The sequence below is a fragment of the Streptomyces sp. NPDC017520 genome, assembly GCF_044329855.1.
In the GTDB taxonomy this organism is placed as follows: domain Bacteria; phylum Actinomycetota; class Actinomycetes; order Streptomycetales; family Streptomycetaceae; genus Streptomyces.
Genome location: NZ_JBIRKB010000008.1, coordinates 389,172 through 403,657, shown reverse-complemented (window position 1 = coordinate 403,657; position 14,486 = coordinate 389,172). Strand labels below are relative to the sequence as shown.

General features: G+C 72.6%; 12 protein-coding genes and 1 pseudogene. 6 read left to right on the top strand and 7 right to left on the bottom strand.

What is annotated here, in order from left to right; all coding sequences use genetic code 11:
* Nucleotides 1-33 precede the first annotated feature (33 nt).
* Together ACH4KB_RS21890 and ACH4KB_RS21885 are read left to right on the top strand one after the other, a co-directional pair.
* Complete coding sequence (locus ACH4KB_RS21890) at nt 34-1,407, top strand: MFS transporter (protein WP_398067545.1); 1,374 nt, start codon at nt 34-36, stop codon at nt 1,405-1,407.
* 266 nt (nt 1,408-1,673) lie between these two features.
* Nucleotides 1,674-2,048: an RNA polymerase-binding protein RbpA gene (locus ACH4KB_RS21885; RefSeq protein ID WP_003959706.1), complete on the top strand. Its 375-nt coding sequence runs from the start codon at nt 1,674-1,676 to the stop codon at nt 2,046-2,048.
* Nucleotides 2,049-2,343: 295 nt separating this feature from the next.
* Here ACH4KB_RS21885 and fxsA read toward each other — a convergent pair whose 3' ends face one another.
* From fxsA to ACH4KB_RS21865, 4 genes are all read right to left on the bottom strand, one after another.
* Nucleotides 2,344-2,952 (bottom strand): FxsA family membrane protein, encoded by a 609-nt coding sequence (gene fxsA / locus ACH4KB_RS21880; RefSeq protein ID WP_398067544.1) that lies wholly within the window; start codon nt 2,950-2,952, stop codon nt 2,344-2,346.
* 114 nt (nt 2,953-3,066) lie between these two features.
* Nucleotides 3,067-3,834 carry a polyprenol monophosphomannose synthase gene (locus ACH4KB_RS21875; protein ID WP_398067543.1) on the bottom strand — a complete coding sequence of 256 codons (768 nt, stop codon included), beginning with the start codon at nt 3,832-3,834 and terminating at the stop codon, nt 3,067-3,069.
* A gap of 586 nt (nt 3,835-4,420) precedes the next feature.
* Nucleotides 4,421-6,067 (bottom strand): amidohydrolase, encoded by a 1,647-nt coding sequence (locus ACH4KB_RS21870; protein WP_398067542.1) that lies wholly within the window; start codon nt 6,065-6,067, stop codon nt 4,421-4,423.
* A gap of 71 nt (nt 6,068-6,138) precedes the next feature.
* The gene (locus ACH4KB_RS21865) at nt 6,139-6,579 is read right to left on the bottom strand and encodes an Lrp/AsnC family transcriptional regulator (RefSeq protein WP_215111217.1); all 441 of its coding nucleotides are present in this window, start codon (nt 6,577-6,579) and stop codon (nt 6,139-6,141) included.
* A 202-nt stretch (nt 6,580-6,781) separates the two neighbouring features.
* Here ACH4KB_RS21865 and ACH4KB_RS21860 point away from each other — a divergent pair, with 202 nt between their 5' ends.
* Nucleotides 6,782-7,180, top strand: coding sequence for a hypothetical protein (locus ACH4KB_RS21860; RefSeq protein ID WP_398067541.1), 399 nt, complete (start codon nt 6,782-6,784; stop codon nt 7,178-7,180).
* A gap of 451 nt (nt 7,181-7,631) precedes the next feature.
* Here ACH4KB_RS21860 and ACH4KB_RS21855 read toward each other — a convergent pair whose 3' ends face one another.
* Nucleotides 7,632-8,804 (bottom strand): acyl-CoA dehydrogenase family protein, encoded by a 1,173-nt coding sequence (locus tag ACH4KB_RS21855; protein WP_398067540.1) that lies wholly within the window; start codon nt 8,802-8,804, stop codon nt 7,632-7,634.
* A 269-nt stretch (nt 8,805-9,073) separates the two neighbouring features.
* On the opposite strand from ACH4KB_RS21855, the pseudogene ACH4KB_RS21850 reads away from it, so the two are divergent.
* A pseudogene (locus ACH4KB_RS21850) lies at nt 9,074-9,403 on the top strand (chitinase); the annotation flags it as partial.
* Nucleotides 9,404-9,541: 138 nt separating this feature from the next.
* Here the strand turns inward: ACH4KB_RS21850 and ACH4KB_RS21845 are convergent.
* On the bottom strand, nt 9,542-9,694 hold the full coding sequence (locus ACH4KB_RS21845; RefSeq protein WP_398067539.1) for an SCO1431 family membrane protein: 153 nt from the start codon (nt 9,692-9,694) through the stop codon (nt 9,542-9,544).
* A gap of 329 nt (nt 9,695-10,023) precedes the next feature.
* A complete protein-coding gene (locus tag ACH4KB_RS21840) occupies nt 10,024-11,388 on the bottom strand; it encodes a peptidase C39 family protein (RefSeq protein WP_398067538.1) in 1,365 nt (454 codons plus the stop codon).
* 186 nt (nt 11,389-11,574) lie between these two features.
* On the opposite strand from ACH4KB_RS21840, the gene ACH4KB_RS21835 reads away from it, so the two are divergent.
* Nucleotides 11,575-12,204, top strand: a complete 630-nt coding sequence (locus tag ACH4KB_RS21835) for a uridine kinase (RefSeq protein WP_398067537.1) — start codon at nt 11,575-11,577, stop codon at nt 12,202-12,204.
* Nucleotides 12,205-12,560: 356 nt separating this feature from the next.
* Nucleotides 12,561-14,468: an AAA family ATPase gene (locus ACH4KB_RS21830; protein WP_398067536.1), complete on the top strand. Its 1,908-nt coding sequence runs from the start codon at nt 12,561-12,563 to the stop codon at nt 14,466-14,468.
* The last annotated feature ends 18 nt before the right edge of the window (nt 14,469-14,486 follow it).

Below are 14,486 nucleotides of genomic sequence, written 5' to 3'. Positions count from 1 at the left end.
CACGTCCACAGGGGACGACCGAGGGGGCGCGGCGTGAGCACCGGGACCACAGGGAAGGCCGATCCGGCCGGGCGGCCGCCGGACGACGGGACGGCGGCCGCCCGCAGACGCGAGCAGCACGGCTGGTACTTCTACGACTTCGCGTGCTCCGTCTACTCCACCAGCGTGCTGACCGTCTTCCTCGGTCCGTATCTGACGTCGATCGCCAAGGCGGCGGCCGATCCCGACGGGTTCGTGCACCCGCTGGGCATACCCGTGCGCGCGGGTTCGCTGTTCGCGTACTCCGTCTCGGCGTCCATCGTGGTGGCCGTCGTGCTGATGCCGATCGTGGGCGCGGCGGCGGACCGTACCGGGCGCAAGAAGCCACTGCTGGCGGCGGCGGCCTACACGGGGGCCGCGGCGACGGCGGGGATGTTCTTCCTGGACGGCCACCGCTATCTGCTGGGCGCGTTCCTGCTGATCGTGGCGAACGCCTCCATCTCCGTGTCGATGGTCCTGTACAACGCCTATCTGCCGCAGATCGCCGAGCCGGAGGAGCGCGACGCGGTCTCCTCGCGCGGCTGGGCCTTCGGCTACACCTCGGGCGCCGTCGTCCTGGTCCTCAACCTGATCCTCTACACCGGCCACGAGTCCTTCGGGCTCGCGGAGTCCGACGCGGTGCGGATCTGCCTCGCCTCGGCCGGTGTGTGGTGGGGCGCGTTCACCCTCGTACCGTTGCGCCGGCTGCGTGACCGCCGGATCCCGCCGAGCGGCGAGGGAGCGGTCGGATCCGGGTGGCAGCAGCTGAGAACGACCCTGCGCGACATGCGGCGCCACCCGCTGACGCTTTCCTTCCTGCTCGCCTATCTCGTCTACAACGACGGGATCCAGACGGTGATCTCGCAGGCCTCGCTGTACGGCTCCGAGGAGCTGGGCCTGGATCAGACGACGCTGATCGTCGCCGTGCTGCTGGTGCAGATCCTGGCGGTGGCGGGGGCGCTCGGCATGGGGCGGCTCGCCCGTACGTACGGGGCGAAGCGCACCATTCTGGGATCGCTGGTGATCTGGACCCTCATCCTGATCTCCGCCTATCTGCTGCCCGCCGACGCTCCGGCGTTCTTCTTCGTTCTGGCGGCGGCGATCGGCCTGGTGCTGGGCGGCAGCCAGGCCCTGTCGCGCTCGCTTTTCTCGCACCTGGTGCCGCGCGGCAAGGAGGCGGAGTACTTCTCCGCGTACGAGCTGAGCGACCGCGGACTGAGCTGGCTGGGGCCCCTGGTGTTCGGTCTGGCCTACCAGCTGACCGGCAGCTATCGCGACGCGATCATCTCGCTGATCGTGTTCTTCGCGCTCGGCGCGGTGCTGCTCGCGCGGGTCCCGGTGAGGCGTGCGGTGGAGGCCGCGGGCAACCCCGTGCCGGAGCGGATTTAGACGTTGAAGTCAAAGGGCGGTAGTATACGTCTTTGGCCTGCCCGGGAGGACCGTTACTGCCAGTGGAAGCGGCTCAACCGTTGAGTGACAACTTCCACCAGAGGTGACAAACCGGGCATGCGCGGGTACTCAACCCAGACAAAGCAGCGGCACGACGGGCGACGCATGACCGGCAACGGGAATCTTTACCGCCGACCGGACGTTGACCGGATGACGACGACAGCGACATTTTGTCCTGTGGGCGACAAGCCCGGGAGGCACGATTCATGAGTGAGCGAGCTCTCCGCGGCACGCGACTTGTGGTTACCAGCTACGAGACGGACCGCGGCATCGATCTGGCCCCGCGCCAGGCGGTGGAGTACGCATGCCAGAACGGACATCGATTTGAGATGCCGTTCTCGGTAGAAGCAGAGATTCCGCCGGAGTGGGAGTGCAAGGCGTGCGGCGCCCAGGCACTCCTGGTGGACGGGGATGGCCCCGAGGAGAAGAAGGGCAAGCCGGCGCGCACGCACTGGGACATGCTCATGGAGCGGCGCACCCGCGAGGAGCTGGAGGAGGTGCTGGCCGAGAGGCTGGCGGTTCTGCGCTCCGGAGCCATGAACATCGCCGTGCACCCGCGGGACAGCAGGAAGTCTGCCTGACCGCTTAGTACGACACAGCAGCACAGCGCCAAGAGCCGCGGGGGGGGGGGGGCCCACCCCGGGTAGCCCGCCCCGCGGGCCGGGGCGGCCCCCCCCCCCCCCCCCCCCCCCCCCCCCCCCCCCCCCCCCCCCCCCAACCCCCCCCCCCCCCCCCCCCCCCCCCCCCCCCCCCCCCCCCCCCCCCCCCCCCCGGCGCCCCCCCCCCCCCCCCCCCCCCCCCCCCCCGCGGCTCTTCGGTACGCCCCGACGCATGGTCCCCACGGCATGGCCCCCCGGTACGCCGGGAGCCATGCCGTCAGGGTGTGAGGGGCGGGCGGGGCCCCCGGGGAGCGTCCTCGGGCCCGGAGGGCGCCTGGGAGCCGTCGTCGCGGATGACCTCGCCCTGGACGACCTTTCCGTCCGGCCGGCCCATCCTGGCCTGCTGGAAGGCGTCCGAGAGGCCACCCGGCGTCGCGGCCCGCATGCGGCGCTCCAGTGAGCGCTCCGCGTACCGGCTGACCATGGTGCGCACCGGCGGCACCAGCAGGATCAGTCCGGCCGCGTCCGAGATCAGGCCGGGGATCACGAGCAGCAGCCCTCCCAGCATCAGCAGCCCGTTGCCCCGGGAGCCCTTGCCGCCCGCGGGGGCGGCCGACGGCGTGGCCGGGGCGCCGGGCTGCCCCGGCATTTGCTGGAGGGTCTCGGTCAGGTTCTTGAAGGCGCGTCGGCCCGCACTCTTGATGACCGCGGCGCCGAGCGCGGCCCCGGCCACCAGGATCAGCAGGACGACGAGGCCGCCGGCGGCCGAGGCGACCAGGGTCAGGAGCCAGATCTCCAGGACCAGCCAGGCGGCCAGGGCCGGCGGCAGGAATCTACGGGCGCGCGAGCGCCGGGGACGGGTCGGGGGCGGAGTGCCGGTCGTCATGTCCCCAGTGTGCCTGTACCGGCGTGCGAACGGCGTAAGCGGGTGATCATGAAGCCGGTCGGGCCGCGCCCTCGTTCGCCGGTCCGGAGCCCCGGCGTGCGCCGGTGCGGGGTCTCAGAGGGTCCTGCGGCCCAGGACCTTGTTCGCGCGGGAGGTGACGCCCCAGCTGGTGACCCGCCACAGCGCCTCGACGAGGATGTCCCGGCTCATCTTGGAGTCGCCGATCTCCCGGTCGACGAAGGTGATGGGGACCTCGACCACGTGATAGCCCGCCTCGACCGCACGCCGGGCGAGATCCACCTGGAAGCAGTAGCCCTGCGAGGCGACCTCGTCCAGTCCGAGGCCGTCGAGCGTCCCGGCGCGGAAGGCGCGGTAGCCGCCGGTGACGTCCCGGACGGAGAGACCGAGGGCGAGCCGGGAGTAGAGGCTGCCGCCGCGCGAGATCACCTCGCGGCTCTTGGGCCAGTTGACCACGCGGCCGCCCGGCACCCAGCGGGATCCGAGGACCAGGTCGGCGCCCTTGAGCGCGGTGAGCAGCCGGGGCAGCTCCTCGGGCTGGTGGGAGCCGTCGGCGTCCATCTCGACGAGCACGCCGTAGCCGTGCTCGGAGCCCCAGGCGAAGCCCGCGAGGTAGGCGGCGCCCAGCCCTTCCTTGCCCTTGCGGTGCAGGACGTGGACCTGGTCGTCGGCCGCGGCGATCTCGTCGGCCGCCTTGCCGGTGCCGTCGGGGCTGTTGTCGTCGGCCACCAGGATGTCGGCATCCGGGACGGCGGTACGCACCCGGTCGACGATCGGCCCGATGTTCTCGACCTCGTTGTAGGTCGGAATGATCACCAGAACCTTGCCGAGCGGGCCGAACTGCCTCTGACCGCCGTCGTTCACTACTGCCCCTTAGAGTCCGTACACAGGGGGACACCATATCCAGCGCACCGCCCGTCGGGCGCCGACGCGGTCGCGCGGGCGCGCGGCGCGGCGCGGACAGACCCGTGGAACTGCGGACAGAACACGGGCCCGGGACACGGCGACCCCCTCCGGGAGAGGACGCGGGAGAAAGCGTCGGAACTTCGGATCGGGGCCCGGCGCCCTTCGGGCCGACCTGGGACCCGCTGGCTGCGGGTCGACCGAAAGCCGTTGTCTACTGAACGTCCGGGCCCCACCCGGGTCCCACCCTCCGTCCGGCTGGAACCTTCCCTCGCCCCCGAGGCGCGGGCGCTGAACCTGGCTGTCGGCGGTGGTGGGCCGGTGCGGCACACCACCTCATGACCCAGCGGCGTTCGACGACTGCGTGGAGGTTCAACCGGACGGACGTCCTGTGGTGGACCCGGCCGAACCTACCGGCCCGTGGGCGCTTTCTGTCAACACCCGTGCGACCTGCGACTTTTTCCGGAATCGCCTGGTCAGTACGGAAGGGTCGCAGGTCGCGGACCAGCGATCGGGCCATCGATCGGCGGTACGAAATGTCCCGACGTCACTCGTTCGGTCGCACGTAGACAGTCTGTCCGAAGACCACGGTCCGGAGGCAGACGGGAAGGTCGGCCCCGGGGGTGAGATCCGGCAGGCCGGGCGTGCCGGAACGGGGGTCGGTGGACCATCGGGCGACCCGGTCGTCGGGGGCCTGGACCAGGAGTTCGGCGGTGCGCCAGACGGCGTAGTCGGCCGGGGCGCCGGGCACCAGGAGGCCCGCGTCGTCGCGGCCGACGGCCCGCCAGCCGCCCCGGGTGTGGGCGGTGAACCCGGCGCGGACCGAGATGCGGTGCTCCGGGGTGCGGTGGTGGGCGGCGGCCCGCACGGTGCCCCAGGGGTCGAGCGGGGTGACCGGGCTGTCGGAGCCGAAGGCCAGCGGCACTCCGGCCCGCAGCAGCGCCGCGTACGGGTTGAGGGTGGCGGCCCGCTCCGCGCCGAGGCGCTCGGCGTACATCCCCTCCGGGCCGCCCCAGGCGGCGTCGAAGGCGGGCTGGACGGAGGCGGTGAGGCCCAGTTCCGCGAAGGCGGCGATCGTCTCGGGGGTGAGCATCTCGGCGTGTTCGACGCGGTGGCGGGCGGCCCGGATCCGGTCGAGGCCGAGCGTTTTCGCGGCGGCCCGGATCCCGTCCACCACGGCGGTGACCGCGGCGTCGCCGATGGCGTGGAAGCCCGCCTGCAGGCCCGCCTCGGTGCAGGCGGTGACATGGGCGGCGATCCTGGCGGCGTCCAGGTGGGCGGCACCGGTGTGCGGGTCGTCCGCGTAGGGCCGGTGCAGGCAGGCGGTGTGCGAGCCGAGGGAGCCGTCGACGAACAGATCACCGGCCGCGCCGATCGCGCCCAGCTCGCGGATGCGCCGGGCATCCTTCTCGTCGGCGATCTCCTCGGCCCAGAGGCCGACGACGCGGGGTCCGGGCCGCTCGGCGGCGAGGGCGAGCAGCGAGGTGAAGTCCTCCTCATCGGAGATCTCGGGTCCGCCGCACTCGTGCACGCTGCCGATGCCGAGGGAGGCGGCGTGGTCGAGGGCGGCGCGCTGCGCGGCTCCCCGCTGGGCGGCCGGGAGCGCGCCGTGCGCGGCGGCCCGAACCGCGTGGTGGGCGTCGCCGGTGAGCGGCGCGTCGGGGTGGTAGCCGGTCATCGCGGTGACGCCGGGGACGAGGTCCAGCAGGGCCGTCGTGACGACCGCGGAGTGCACGTCGATCCGCGGCAGGTACAGGGCCCGGCCGCCGGCCGCCTCGTCGAGCTCGGCGCGCGAGGGGTGGCGCCGCTCGGGCCAGCGGGCGGCGTCCCAGCCGTGTCCGAGCAGAACGTCCCCGGCGGGGCGCCCGTTCGCGAACGCACGGACGAGGCCGAGGGCCTCGGACAGGGTGCGGGCGCCGGAGAGGTCGAGCCCCGTCAGGGCCAGGCCGGTGGCGGTGGTGTGCACATGGGCGTCGGTGAACGCCGGGGTGACCAGGGCGCCTTCGAGGTCGACCACCTCGTCCACGCCGCTCGCGAAGGCGTCGGCGGCCCCCTCGGACCCCACCCAGGCGACATGGCCGCGTTCGACGACCATCGCGGTGGCGAACGGGTCTGCGGGGCTGTGGACGTCGCCGCCGCGCAACAGCACGGTGCGGTGTTCGGGGGCGCTCTGGGGGGCGGTGCTCTGGCTCATGGGACCAGTCTCGCGCCTGTCGGCCGCCGCCCGGTCCCCGGCCCCCTCCTCCGCGGCGGGCGGCCCGCCGCTCAGATACGCGGGGGCCGGGCCTCGTACGGGGTGGACAGGACGACGGTGGTCCGGGTGGACACACCGGCGAGCGTACGGATCCGGGTGAGCAGGTGCTCCAGCTCCAGCGGGGTCGCCACGCGCACCTTGAGGATGTAGTTCTCGTCCCCGGCGACGCTGTGACAGGCCTCCAGTTCGGGTACTCCGGCGAGCCGTTCGGCGATGTCGTCGGGTGCGCTCGGGTCGAACGGTTTCACCGAGATGAACGCGGTGATGGGCAGCCCGACGGCCTCGGGGTCGACGACCGCGGCATAGCCGCGGATCACCCCGCGCTGCTCCAGTCGGCGGACGCGCTGATGAACAGCCGAAGTGGACAGGCCCGTGGCCTTGCCCAGGTCGGTGTAGCTCATCCGCCCGTCCTTGACGAGCAACTCAACGATCTGACGGTCCAGCTCCTCCATGTGGATCAACCTATGGCCCAGGGCGCCGCTCGGCACAGTCGCGCGGGTCACGGTTCGGCACCTGCGGACCGCATGTGACGAATGCCACATGCCCGCGGGTCGGTAGCGGGCCGCCTCGCGGTTATCGGGGATGCGCGGCGGGAAGTGCTTGCTGTGGTCGAGGCCGTGGCGCCTTGTCGGCCCACCCGAGGGGGGAATTTCCATGCAGAGCCTGAAGCTCACCGAACGTACCGAACCGGAGCCTGTTGATCCGGACGACGACGGTAGCGCCGACGCGTACGACATGTTCGAGATGGTCCGGGTGATCTGCCCGGACTGCGCCCAGCCCATCGCGCTGCTGGCCGACGAGGACGTCCTGCCGGAGCACGCCCGGTGCCCCACGCCGTGGAACCCCTTCGTCCTCACCGTCTGCGCCGGAACCGGCCGCGGCGTGAGCGACGCCCGGCCCGCGGACGAGACGCTGGAGCTCCAGGAGCAGGAGGCGGGGCTGCTGTTGACGCTCCCCCAGGGACTCGACTGGCGGATGCAGCCCTTCTCGCACGCCGGGGGACCCGGCTCCCGTCCGCTGCGCGTGCCGGGGGTGCGGCGCGAGGCCGCCTGACCCGTAGGGCCTTTCGTCTGGATCATGCCGGGCTCGCGGGGCCCGGCACCACGGCGGCCGGGCCGCCGTGGTGCCCGAGGCACCGCGTCCCCCGGTCGCCGGCGGCCGGGGGCGGGCGCCCGCGAACGAGCGGTCGAATCGGCGTGGCAGTGACCCCGGCCCGCCCCGCCGCGTTGGCCCCGTATGACCACGCCGCATTCAACAGTCGGTTCGGGTCGCCGACGGCTCGCCGCACCCGCCCCCGAAGAATCGGTTCCGCAGCCGGAAACGCCCCCACAACAGCCGCCCCGCTCCTCGGGGACCCCACCCATGGGCGCCCCCGCGGACCCGCCGATCTACAGCGCGCTGCTCAGACAGTGGGAGAGCGACGGCCGCACACTGCCGGGCCGCCGCGACCCGGAGTGGCGCCAGGCCGCGGCGCTGCCCCCGTGGCCCGGGGCGCCGCTGCGGTTCAGCGCGTCTCGGGACCCGCGAGGTGGCGCGCGATGACCATGCGCTGGATCTGATTGGTGCCCTCCACGATCTGGAGCACCTTCGCCTCGCGCATCAGCCGTTCGACCGGGAAGTCGAGCGTGTAGCCGTAACCGCCGAGCACCTGGACGGCGTCGGTGGTCACCCGCATAGCCGCGTCCGTGCAGAACAGCTTCGCCATGGCGGCCTGCCGGGAGAAGGGCTCCCCCGCGTCCCGCAGCCGTGCCGCCTCCAGGTACAGCGCCCGGCCGGCCTCGATCTGGGTGGCCATGTCGGCGAGCATGAACCGCAGCCCCTGGAAGTCCGCGATGGGGCGGCCGAACTGCCGCCGGTCCGTGGCGTACCGGACGGCTTCGTCCAGGGCGGCCTGGGCGACCCCGACAGCACAGGCGGCGATACCGAGGCGCCCGGAGTCGAGCGCGGACAGGGCGATGGCGAAACCCTGGCCCTCCTCACCGATGCGCCGGTCCTCGCCGACCCGTACGCCGTCGAAGTGGAGCTGGACCGTGGGCGAGCCCTTCATCCCCATCTTCTTCTCGGGGAGAGCGGCGTTCAGCCCCTCGGCGTCGCCGGGGACGAGGAAGGCCGTGATGCCGCGGGGGCCCTCGACGCCGGTGCGGGCGAGCACGGTGTAGAAGTCCGCGACCCCACCGTGGGTGATCCAGGCCTTGGTCCCGGTGATGACCCAGTCGTCCCCGTCCCGCACGGCCTTGGTACGCAGGGAGGCGGCGTCGGAGCCGGAGGCGGGTTCGGAGAGGCAGTAGGCGCCCAGCAGGCCCCCGGAGAGCATCGCCGTCAGATGCGCGGCGCGCTGCTCGCCGGTGCCGTACCCGGCCAGGGCGTGGCAGGCGAGGGAGTGGACGCTGACGCCGAGACCGACGGTGAGCCGGGCGGCGGCCAGTTCTTCCAGTACCTGGAGGTAGACCTCGTAGGGCTGGTCACCGCCGCCGTGGGCGGAGTCGTACGGGAGTCCCAGGAGTCCGGCCTCGGACAGGAGGGTGAAGACCTCGCGGGGGAAGACGCCCGCTTCCTCCTCCTCGGCCGCCCGGGGAGCGATCTCCTTCGAAACGATGTCGCGGACGAGCGCGACGAGCTGCCGGGACTCCTCGGTGGGCAGACGGCGTTCCACCGGCTGCGGGGCACGGTCGGACATGACGGCGCTCTCCTCCCTGTCGGGCATTGCGGCGGTCACGCGCTCGGGGTGGGAGAGGCGCCGCCGGGTGATCTCCCGGAAGTGACCCGGGAAAAGCAGTCTGCCCAGACGATCCTGCCTTCCCGGGTCACGGGTGGCGCGGTGATCGGCTGTGGCGGGTCGAGTATGCCCGATCGGATGCCTCCCGTCACGAGGGGCAACAGCGCGGGCTGCGCCGCCCCCGCCGCGCAGCAGGCAGCGACCACCAGCCGCTGCGCGGCAACTTCAACCAGCTGCGCAAGTCCTTCGGGACCGACCTGGTCACCTCGGCGATCACGGCGGACGGCTCCGACGGCGGCAAGACCGACGCGGTGGACTGCGCGGGGGCGGCGAAGCACCTCGACTGGTACCTGCCGATGACCTATGACTTCTTCGGCGCCTGGAAGGCACCGCGGCCGGCCGGTACGGCGTACGCGCACTGCGGCACCAACTGGTGGAGCTACGACACCCCGGAGACCATCGGCACCAAGATGAACGACAAGAACGAACAGGGCCTGGGAGGCACGTTCTTCCGGGAGCTGCGCGGTGACGCCGGGAACGGCGAGCTGATCAGGGCGATCCGCCGGCATTCACGGGATCGACGGGCGGAACGGGCGGGGTGCCGGGCGGCGCCCCGTCCTTTCGCACGGTCCGCCCCCTCGTCGCACGCCCCGCCCCTCCGCACGCACTGCCCGGTGCCCGCGATCGGGGTCAGGCCGTCACAGCAGGCCGAGCTGGGTGACGAGCATCGCGAACACGACCACGAAGGCCCAGCCGGCGATGTGCTCCAGCAGCTTGGAGCCGTCCTCGGGACCGCCGGTGCGCGCGCGGCGGGCGTGGTGGGCGTTTCCTGCGGCGGCGGTCGCGGTCATGGCGTCTCACTCTTCGTGCGGCTTCGGCTGGTTTCCCCGGGACCCGACCAGAGTGCCAGCACCCCGCGCCGCGGAAAACGAGATCCCCGTCACGGTCCCGGGCGGGCCGAGCGTCCGCCGGTGTCGCGCTCCGCAGGTACGGCAGGGAAAACGGGCCGGAACGGGCCACGCGGGCGGGAGCGCGCAGTGGGGCACGCCACACCGGCCCCGCCGCCGGGTGGCCCGACGGACCACCGGGAGCCGTCCCCGGCGCTTTGGGCCCGGCCCCGGCTCACCGACCGGAACCGTGCGGGGCACTCCCCGCACGGCGTGGCCCCGGCCGCACCTGCTCACAGCAGGCCGAGCGCCCTCAGCACGCGCCACTGGCCCGGTGTCGTCCGGGTCGGCCAGTAGACGTAACACACCCCGCCCGTACCGCTTCTGACCTTGCCGCCCGCGTCATAGCGCTTGGTCCGCAGCCAGATGTTCTCCCATTCGCGCCGCCGGTAGACGCGGCGTACCGCGTCGTTGTCGGGGGACGCTGGGTCGTTGGCGATCACGTCGCCCTCGGGGGTGAAGCCGATGACCGTCATCAGATGGCCGGCCGTTCCGTATCCGGCGCCGGTCAGTTCCTCCTTCAGGAAGGACTGGGAGGTGATGACGGGGATGCCGGCGCGGATCAGCCGCTCCACGTCGGTGAGCGAGCCGAGCCGGGTGACGACGGCGTTCAGGTCGCGGTACGTGGCGGCGTAGGCGGCGTTGAACGGCCAGTTGCCGCAGCCCTCGTACTGGTAGTCGTAGGTCTGGCGGGCGGCGTGGCAGACCTGGGGGTCGGGCAGGCCGGGCTTGACCCAGGCCAGGTCCTCGGCCGTGGGGCGGCGGCCCCAGTGCTCGATGATCATCTGCGAGGAGGTGGGGCTGCACCACGCCTCACCGCCGTTGTCGTACTCGGGGTACTGCCCGATGTGGATGTTCTGCGAGTAGCGGGGCACGGGCAGTTCGCGGGCGAGCGCGGGGGTGCTCGCGGGCACGGTGAAGCGGTCGGGCACGTCGGAGGCCATCGCTCCGACCCGCCAGACGGTGGGGGTGAGGCGGCTGCCCGGGGTGCGGTACAGCGTGAGCCGCAGCCGGTAGGAGACCAGGCGGACGCCGCTCGCGGGGTCGTCCACCGAGAAGGTGTCCGTCCACACGGAGCTGTACGGGTCGCCCTGGCCGTCGACGGACGTGCGGCGGATGTCGCCGTCGCCCGCCGCCCAGCGGCCCATCACGAACCAGGGCGTCGCGGTGCCGTCCGCGTAGACGCCGCTCAGCTCGACCTGGATCCAGGTGCCGGCCGGGGTGCGGGCGTTCCAGGAGGCGATCACCTCGGTGGCGGGGACGGTGGAGCGGCGCACCGGGGAGGTCCAGGTGGCGTAGTCCCAGGCGGCCGTCCTGCCGGTGTGCGGGTCGGTGTACTCGGTGCGGCCGGCCGGGGCGGCGATCACGACGCCGGGCCGGGGCCCCGGAAGCACCCGGGTCCCGTCGCCCGTGCCGCAGCGCCAGTCGGTGTAGGTGTGCCAGAAACGGTTGTCCACGAGGGCCTCCGGGACGGCGGAGGAGCCGGTGGGCGAGGTCGGGGCGGCGGACGCGGACGCGGCGGATCCCACCGTGCCGGCGGCAGCCGCCGCGGCGAGCGCGGCGGTCAGAACGGTTCTGCGCGAAGTCGGACTGGTCATGATCGTGACCCCCGGTCGGATGCGGAAGGTGGTCTGCGGGTGCCGTGCGGTGCGCCAACTATCCCGGTTCGCAGTCGGATCGGGCCAGTGCTCGGCACCCGCCGCCGGACCGAATATGGGTCTGGACCACTGGCGTGACCTGCGGTGGACCCCGGGCACTTCCGTGCCGGAACGTACCCTGGGGCCATGGACGACCTGGCCCGCCACGCCGATGGCCTCTCCGCACTGCCCCCCTCCTGCGGGCCGGTGCGGCTCGTCGCGGTCGACGGGCACGCCGGTTCGGGCAAGAGCACCTTCGCCGCCCGTCTCGCGGCGGCGCTGGGCGGTGCGCCGGTCCTCCATCTGGACGACCTCGCCACGCACGAGGAGCTGTTCGGCTGGACGGGACGGCTGCGGGAGCAGGTGATCCTGCCCCTCTCGCGCGGCGAGAGCGCCCGCTACGCCCCGTACGACTGGACGGAGCGGCGCTTCGGCCCGGCGCGGACCCTGGAGCCGGCGCCGGTGGTGCTGGTGGAGGGGGTCGGCGCGGGGCGCCGTCAGGTGCGCCCGTGGCTGGCGGCGCTGTGCTGGATGGAGTTGGACCGGGAGGTGTCCTGGGAGCGGGGCCGGCGGCGGGACGGGACCGGGCTCTCCGAATTCTGGGACGGGTGGGCGCTCGCCGAGGCCCGGCATTTCGCCGACGATCCCTCACGGCCGTACGCCGACACTCTGGTACGCCAGTTGCCCGAGGGGTACGCGTGGCTGGCGGGGCCCCGCACGACAGCGGGGGTGAACCGAACCATCACGCACGGTAGCCAGAACGCTTCGCCATACTGAGCAGTCGGAAATCGGCCCGGAAGTGCCCCAACTGCGCTTGACCGAGGGGCCTTACTGGTCTTACGTTCTCATTGTGCGGCTTTTCGGAGCCCCCATGGACGCGAAGCCCCCGGTTGTTCCCCCGTGATCGGGGGCTTCGTTCTGTGCTCCCCCGCCGCCCCGGCGACCACGCAGAGCGATTCACTCACCCTGGGTCACCACCTCAGAGGCCGGTCATCGGGCGGTCGCCTCCCCGTGCGCGGGTACGATGCACCTCGGTGTGGTCAATTCCCTTCCTCCACGCCGTGATTCAGCACGCTCCGGTGGGCATGCTGTGCGGGCGGGACATCCTGGGGGCACGGTTTGTGGGGGACCTGATGGACATCGGCACACAGGGCGCTGGAGCCCCTGCCGACCTCGCCTGGCTGCGTGGCATGGACGCCTACACGATGGGCGCCTACCCGCAGGCCGAGGAGGAGTTCAGAGCCGCGGTGCGGTTCGATCCGGGCATGGCGGACGGCTGGCTCGGCCTCCACGCGCTCCGCATCGACACCACCACGGCCCTGTTACGCATGTACCGGCACCGTGACCGCTTCGGCGAACAGCGCGCACGCCACCGGCGTACGCTCAACTCCTGGTACTGGCTCGGCTGGTGGGTGCAGCCGGTGCTGGAGAGTCAGCGCGATCTGCTGCTCGCGCACGCCTCGCACTGGCTGGACGGACGCCATGTGCCGGAGCTGGACCGGGCGTTGGCCGGGTTGCCGCCGGTGGACGCGGATCCGCAGGTGCGGTTCCTGCACGCCTGTCGCTCCTATCTGGTCAAGGACTGGGAGCAGTTGGTGCGCTGCACCGAGCAGCTGGTCGACGATCCGATGCTGGGCATCGAGGCGGGTCTGTTCGGCGGGATGGCGCGGGTGCGGCTGGAGATGTTCGGGCAGGCGGAGCCCCTTCTGTCGGCCGCGCTGATGCGCTGCCGCAGCGAACAGCCGCAGCGCAAGGAGTTGCGTTACTGGCTGGCGCGGGCCCACGAGGGCACGGGGCGCAGCGCGGCCGCCCTGCCGCTGTACCGGGCGGTGCACCGGGTCGACCCGGCCTTCATGGACACCTCCGCCCGGCTCGCCGCTCTGGTGGAGGGCGACGGGTACGACGAGTCGGCGGACCTGGCCGCCGTGACCCTGACGGGTTTCGGTTCGGGTGCGTCGGGGACGACGGGGGCGCAGCCGGAGGGCGACGCGCTGCTCGGCGCCGATCCGGTGGACGGGCGGGAGTCCTGGCCGATGAGCGACCCGGGGCTGCTCGGCGACGAGCCGGTCCTCGGATCGCCCGCCCCCGTCGAGGGCGCCCGCCGTACCAAGGCACGGAAGCCGCCGCCCTTCCCGGCCGGGCCCAGCGATCCCGCACTGCTGGCCGACGCGCTGGCGCAGCTGGAGCGCATGGTCGGCCTCGAACCGGTCAAGCGGCAGGTGAAGGCGCTCTCGGCGCAGTTGAACATGGCCCGGCTGCGGGCCGAGCAGGGCCTCCCGGTCCAGCCGCCCAAGCGCCACTTCGTCTTCTCCGGCCCCTCCGGCACCGGCAAGACCACCGTGGCACGCATCCTGGGCCGGGTCTTCTACGCCCTCGGGCTGCTCGGCGGCGATCATCTGGTCGAGGCCCAACGATCCGATCTCGTCGGGGAGTTCCTGGGGCAGACGGCGGTGAAGGCCAATGAGCTGATCGACTCGGCCCTGGGCGGGGTGCTGTTCGTCGACGAGGCGTACAGCCTGGCCAACTCCGGTTACAGCAAGGGCGACGCGTACGGCGACGAGGCGCTCCAGGTCCTCCTCAAGCGGGCCGAGGACAACCGGGACCATCTCGTCGTCATCCTCGCGGGTTACCCGGAGGGCATGGACCGGCTGCTCGCCACCAACCCTGGGCTCTCCTCCCGCTTCACCAGCCGGGTCGACTTCCCCAGCTACCGGCCGCTCGAACTCACCGCGATCGGAAGTGTGCTGGCCGCGGAGAACGACGACGTCTGGGACGAGGAGGCGGTGGACGAGCTGCGCTCGATCAGCGGCCATGTGGTGGACCAGGGCTGGATCGACGAGCTGGGCAACGGCCGTTTCCTGCGGACGCTGTACGAGAAGAGCTGTGCCTACCGTGATCTGCGGCTCTCCGGCTATCCGGGCGAGCTGACCCGCCAGGACCTGTCGACGCTGCGGCTGGCGGACCTGATGCAGGCCTACGGCGAGGTGCTGTCGGGGCGCGGCCCGGTGGGCCGGGGCAAGCAGGAGCCGGGTGCGGTGTGACGCCGCGCCGGGGGCGTT